Raw genomic sequence first — 4,777 nt, 5'->3', positions numbered from 1 at the left:
TTCTCGGCTGGTGAGAGAGAGTCTATCTTTCTCTAAAAAAATGGAGAATCACCTTGGGGAACCCTTTGGTATTTTATCCATGACTACAATGCACAGCAAAGCAAAGGATTAAGCCGCCATCACTACTACCGAATCACCACCCCTTTTTTCAGTACCCAAGCAAAATCAATGACACATCTTGCTAATCCTTTTGCCGCTCTCAACCCTAGGTAGGTAATTATGCCAGTTAAGAAAGCGGCACGCTTAACCTTTCCCTAACCTATAAATTGCTATATATTTTAATTGTGTGAGGAGTGAGAAGAAAGCAAAGTCCTTGGGGTCGAAACACGGCAAGACTCCCAAGGGCTTTTCCATGTCTAGGGAACAATTGTCAGTCATGAACCAGCCTCAAGAGCGAGAACCTTTTGCCAGTTTAGTTTTATATCATCTCTTTAAATGGTCGATCGTTAGCCCCACCCTACACGGCTATTTTCGCGGTCGCGTTTACGGAGTGGAAAATGTCCCTCAGCGTCATCCTCTGATTATCGTCTGCAATCACGCCAGTTACTTCGATCCACCCCTATTATCCTGTGCCGTGCGTCGTCCCGTAGCTTATATGGCTAAAGAAGAATTATTTACCATCCCGATTTTAAAACAGGCGATCGCTCTTTACGGGGCCTATCCCGTCAAACGCAGCAGTGGTGATCGCGGGGCCATTCGGGCGGCGATGGGAGCATTAGCAGCGGGCTGGGCAGTGGGAGTGTTTCTGGAGGGAACCCGCACCGAGGACGGACTGATCCATCAACCAAAACTAGGCGCGGCGATGATTGCCGCTAAAGCGGGAGTTCCCCTGCTACCCGTCAGTTTGTGGGGGACAGAAAAGATTTTTCAAAAAGGTTCTTCTTTTCCCCATAGTATCCCCTTAACTATTCGCATCGGAGAAGTGCTGCCGCCACCGATTTCTAGCAAAAGAGAAGCTTTACAGGCAGTTACCGAGCGCTGTGCCGAAATTATTAACGGATTACACGCTCTCGGACGCTAAATCTTTGCCTTTTGCATGAGTAGAAAACGGGTTTCTCGGAGAAACCCGTTTTCTGTGCGTTACTCAACGGATTTAGTCTTAGATTTCTTTCCCCGACACTTTCAAGTCGGGAATCTAGGCTAAAATTGGCATAACTCGACCATCGCCTCGATCATGTTCTTTTTTGTCCTCGGCTTCAATCTAGGCTTAACTTTATTTAATTGCTTTCTAGTCTGGAAATTGTGGCAATTGCGGCGAATTTTAGGGCGAGTGACCAAAATTTTAAACCGGGTGGAACGACGTTTACACCACATTTTTTACCCCGCCCCAGAATATATTATCATCGCCGGGGCAAAAACCTATTATCTCCGACAAAACTATCAACGCATCTGCGGACAGATACAGATACTGCAATCCCTATTCTTGACCTTCTCCCTGATTATCCGTTACTGGCAGCGTCAATCCCGTCAACGCCGTCGCCTCTGGTCGCTAAAATTGAGCAAAATCTCTAGCAATCAAGCAGCTGACAGCGATCGCCAGCCAAAGTAATACACAAGTACGAGTTAAATTCAAAGCCTGTTCGACGGTTTTGACGGTAATCGGGTTGAGGTTATCGCCCAATAAAGGTTTTTCCACAATCTGGCCTCGATATTGATTTTTTCCCCCCAATTGCACCCCCAAAATCGCCCCATAGACGCATTCACTCCAACCGGAATTAGGACTAGGATCCCGACGGGCATCGCGCCAACAAATGCTTAAAACTCGCCCCGGCCGGCCCGAAATTAGGGCGAGAGTTAAGACCGTTAAACGACAGGGTAGCCATGTCAAAACATCCTCGCTTTTGGCACTAAACCAACCCATATGGGTGTAGGGTGGCCGACGATAGCCAATCATCGAATCGAGGGTACTAGCGGCTTTATAAGCGCAAGCGAGGGGTACTGGTCCCACCCCCAGAAAGGCACCGAGAAGGGCATAAAAAAGCGGCGCGGTAACTCCATCCACACCATTTTCACTGACGGTTTCTAAGAGGGCGCGAAGGATTTCTTCCTGGCCGAGATTATCTGTGTCGCGACCAACGTATAAACTTAGTTGGCAACGAGCTAAGGTGATATTTTCCGCTTGTAAAGGTGCGATGACGGTTTCGGCAGCCCTGCGTAAACTTCTACCGGCTAAACAACTGGCCAAGAGAATCATTTGTACTAGGCAACTCAGCAGCAAATTGACCTGACCTAACCATTGGATTCCTAGCCAAGTTAAGACCCCGGCCAAGATAATTAAACCCAGTCCCAGAATTATGCCCCCTAAACGTTGGCAAATTTTTTCCTGCGTCCAATTAAGAATAACTTTTGTGGCCACGGCAATAATCGCCCCCATCACCTGCACCGGATGAATCCATCCCCAAGGATCGCCCACCAGATAATCTAAAACTGCCCCTAATACTAAAATGATCGCCGTTGCCGTTCCCTTCACAATTACTCCCTTTTCCCATCGATAGCCCGAATTTTCTCAATATTGTCTTCCCAGTTAGCCCCATCAAAGAACTGGATCTGAAAATCTTCCAAGACATTGCCATCCAAACAGCGCAGGTTTATATCTATAGCGTCAGGATGGGAGCGGGGACGATAGAAAGGATGAATACCACAAACACGACAAAAATAATGTTGGGCTGTGTGGGTATTAAATGTATAGGTACTTAAAAAATCTTCACCGCTTAGGAGGGTAAATTGTGCTGAAGGAACAATCAGATGCAGAAAACCTTTTTTCTGACAAATCGAACAATTACAGTCTAGAGCTTGATCATGCTCGATCGCCACTTGAAAACGGATCGCTCCACAGTGACAACCTCCCCCATAAATCTTTGCTTGTTTTGTTGCTGTCATAACTTCTAAACTACTAAACAATAAAGCTGGTTTCCTCTCCCCTAGCGGCGATCCAGCTACGCGCATCGTAGTATAAATCGGCTAAGGTAATCTTCCCCAGGGCCTCTTTTAATTTCTCGTGGAGGTGTTTCCAGATAGTAAATGTCACCCAATCTTCTGCCTGTTCGTCCCTGGGATGATAGCCTGATAATGGCTCGATCGTCTCTCCCACTGCCTCCAAAATTTGCCCCAACGAGATCCGATTTGCCGGCCTGGCCAATTGATAACCCCCTTGCGATCCCCGAAAGGAACGAACTAACCCCGCTCGTCGCATTTCTATCAGCAATTTCTCTAGATAAGCAGCCGGGATATCTTGACGCAGGGCGATCGATTTTACCGATACGGGAGTTCCCCTCGGTTGTAAACTAAGATCCAGCAAGGCTTTAACACTATAGTGACCCCTAGTTGTTAGCTTCATTATCCCTCATTTTTACCTCTTTATCTCTATCCTAGCCCCTGCTCTCATTGATGACAGAAAGGCTAACCTCCCTTACCCCGGCATCTCGATCAACATTGATAAATTCTGTTAAGATTTTGATCGAGAGATAGAGTCTAATCAATTACAATCAATTTCCTCAAGCAAGTGATAATTTTTAGTTTATACCGTGTAAGATAAGTGTAGAGATCAATCGTAACCCGATTGTTTCTGGTCAGGGGGAGCAATTCTCCTCGACTAGCCTTGATGACCCTAACCTTTACTTATCTACTGCAAACTTAAATGAACACAACTACTAATCCAGAACCCCTGACTGGCCTCGAACTAATTGAGAAAGTTAAACAGCTAGGCAACCTCAGCAAAGAGGAAAAAGCCCGGGAATGCGGCTACTATACCATGACAAAAAATGGTATTGAACGCGTTAATATGATGAAATTTCTCAATGCTTTAATCGATGCTGAGGGAATTGACTTAGATAGCAGTGCCAATGGTCATGGACGAGGTGGGCGCTCGGCCAGCTACCGGATCAGTGTCCAATCAAATAATAATCTCCTGATCGGTTCGGCCTACACCAAAAAAATGGGACTCAAACCGGGAGATGAATTTGAAATTACTTTGGGGAGAAAACATATTCATCTCAAGCAAGTTGGCGCCAGCGACGACGACGAATAGCCATAATTAAGGAGAGAGCCGTTTCACTCTCTCCTTGCAGATAGGGGCTGCTGAAAAATTCGCTCCAGAAATCATGCTATTGAATGCCACTGATTTGTCGCCCAATTGATAAGTTTTACTTAGGCAAAACAACTTTAAACATAATTTTTATTAAAGAGAAGGACTATCTTAGTTCATTTGTTCGCAAAAAAGCCAGAAAGACAAAAAAAGCCCAAAAAAACTGCCGAAGCAGTTGGGAAAGATTGACAACCAAAAAGATAATAGCAAGGACAGTTCCTGAAGTTTCAGGTAGTTTTGTCATGACCAGATTGAAACTAAAATCTTCTCTTAGCTTGTCCGGACTTTCTGGGAGCATCTCAGATGTGCAGAAATAACGACAATCAACAATGATCAGTCATCCTTAAATTAGTACGAATGTATGAACAACCGCATCTAAGCATCCCACTGCAAAAGCTAATCTGCGGCGGGATTGAGGAAAAAATCGCCATTAAGCGCGAATTTTAGAAGATAGTTTCCTTGGAAAAATCCCCACTGGGTAGATTGACAAAAATCAGATGCACCCCTAGGTAGGGTATACTGAAAAAGTTTTTCCTGGTGGCAGGGTGTGGGGTGTGGGGTGTGGGGTTTTACCAGTTTTGAGGTGGCCAATTACCTAATTTTCAGGGAAAAAGTCCAGGGATTTTCCCCCTGATCACTCCCATGCCTGGTACTTTTTGATTGACAAAAAGTCTAAAAGTCTTACCCAACAAG

At 45.5% G+C, this 4,777-nt stretch carries 6 protein-coding genes and 1 pseudogene; 3 read left to right on the top strand and 4 right to left on the bottom strand.

Annotated features, from left to right (window positions below):
- The first annotated feature begins 352 nt into the window (after positions 1-352).
- Both IM507_RS08070 and IM507_RS08065 read left to right on the top strand, forming a co-directional pair.
- On the top strand, positions 353-1,021 hold the full coding sequence (locus IM507_RS08070) for a lysophospholipid acyltransferase family protein (RefSeq protein ID WP_002792013.1): 669 nt from the start codon (positions 353-355) through the stop codon (positions 1,019-1,021).
- Between the two features lie 153 nt (positions 1,022-1,174).
- Positions 1,175-1,549 (top strand): hypothetical protein, encoded by a 375-nt coding sequence (locus IM507_RS08065; protein ID WP_081330901.1) that lies wholly within the window; start codon positions 1,175-1,177, stop codon positions 1,547-1,549.
- On the opposite strand, the gene cbiB is transcribed toward IM507_RS08065, so the two are convergent.
- The 3 genes from cbiB to IM507_RS08050 are packed head-to-tail and all read right to left on the bottom strand — an operon-like array spanning position 1,490 to position 3,337.
- Positions 1,490-2,470 (bottom strand): adenosylcobinamide-phosphate synthase CbiB, encoded by a 981-nt coding sequence (cbiB, locus tag IM507_RS08060; RefSeq protein ID WP_002736898.1) that lies wholly within the window; start codon positions 2,468-2,470, stop codon positions 1,490-1,492. The genes IM507_RS08065 and cbiB overlap by 60 nt on opposite strands.
- 2 nt (positions 2,471-2,472) lie before the next feature.
- Complete coding sequence (locus IM507_RS08055; protein WP_103113391.1) at positions 2,473-2,946, bottom strand: GFA family protein; 474 nt, start codon at positions 2,944-2,946, stop codon at positions 2,473-2,475.
- Positions 2,894-3,337, bottom strand: coding sequence for an Rrf2 family transcriptional regulator (locus IM507_RS08050; RefSeq protein WP_002738021.1), 444 nt, complete (start codon positions 3,335-3,337; stop codon positions 2,894-2,896). Before IM507_RS08050 ends, IM507_RS08055 begins: the two co-directional genes overlap by 53 nt.
- A gap of 300 nt (positions 3,338-3,637) precedes the next feature.
- On the opposite strand from IM507_RS08050, the gene IM507_RS08045 reads away from it, so the two are divergent.
- Complete coding sequence (locus tag IM507_RS08045; protein ID WP_002737568.1) at positions 3,638-4,027, top strand: AbrB family transcriptional regulator; 390 nt, start codon at positions 3,638-3,640, stop codon at positions 4,025-4,027.
- Between the two features lie 163 nt (positions 4,028-4,190).
- On the opposite strand, the pseudogene IM507_RS08040 reads toward IM507_RS08045, so the two are convergent.
- A pseudogene (locus tag IM507_RS08040) lies at positions 4,191-4,371 on the bottom strand (transposase); the annotation flags it as partial.
- Positions 4,372-4,777 lie beyond the last annotated feature (406 nt).

Origin of the sequence: Microcystis sp. M20BS1 (genome assembly GCF_020245305.1) — a bacterium.
GTDB classification, from domain to species: domain Bacteria; phylum Cyanobacteriota; class Cyanobacteriia; order Cyanobacteriales; family Microcystaceae; genus Microcystis; species Microcystis ichthyoblabe_A.
The sequence above is the reverse complement of the archived record's forward strand: the minus strand, read 5'-3'. Positions and strand labels throughout refer to the sequence as shown.

What these genes read in the sequence shown, in the direction of transcription:
- IM507_RS08065 (WP_081330901.1), top strand. Translation starts at nt 1,175, where the DNA reads ATGTTCTTTTTTGTCCTCGGCTTCAATCTAGGCTTAACTTTATTTAAT.
- IM507_RS08055 (WP_103113391.1), bottom strand. Translation starts at nt 2,946, where the DNA reads ATGCGCGTAGCTGGATCGCCGCTAGGGGAGAGGAAACCAGCTTTATTG.
- IM507_RS08045 (WP_002737568.1), top strand. Translation starts at nt 3,638, where the DNA reads ATGAACACAACTACTAATCCAGAACCCCTGACTGGCCTCGAACTAATT.
- IM507_RS08070 (WP_002792013.1), top strand. Translation starts at nt 353, where the DNA reads ATGTCTAGGGAACAATTGTCAGTCATGAACCAGCCTCAAGAGCGAGAA.
- IM507_RS08050 (WP_002738021.1), bottom strand. Translation starts at nt 3,337, where the DNA reads ATGAAGCTAACAACTAGGGGTCACTATAGTGTTAAAGCCTTGCTGGAT.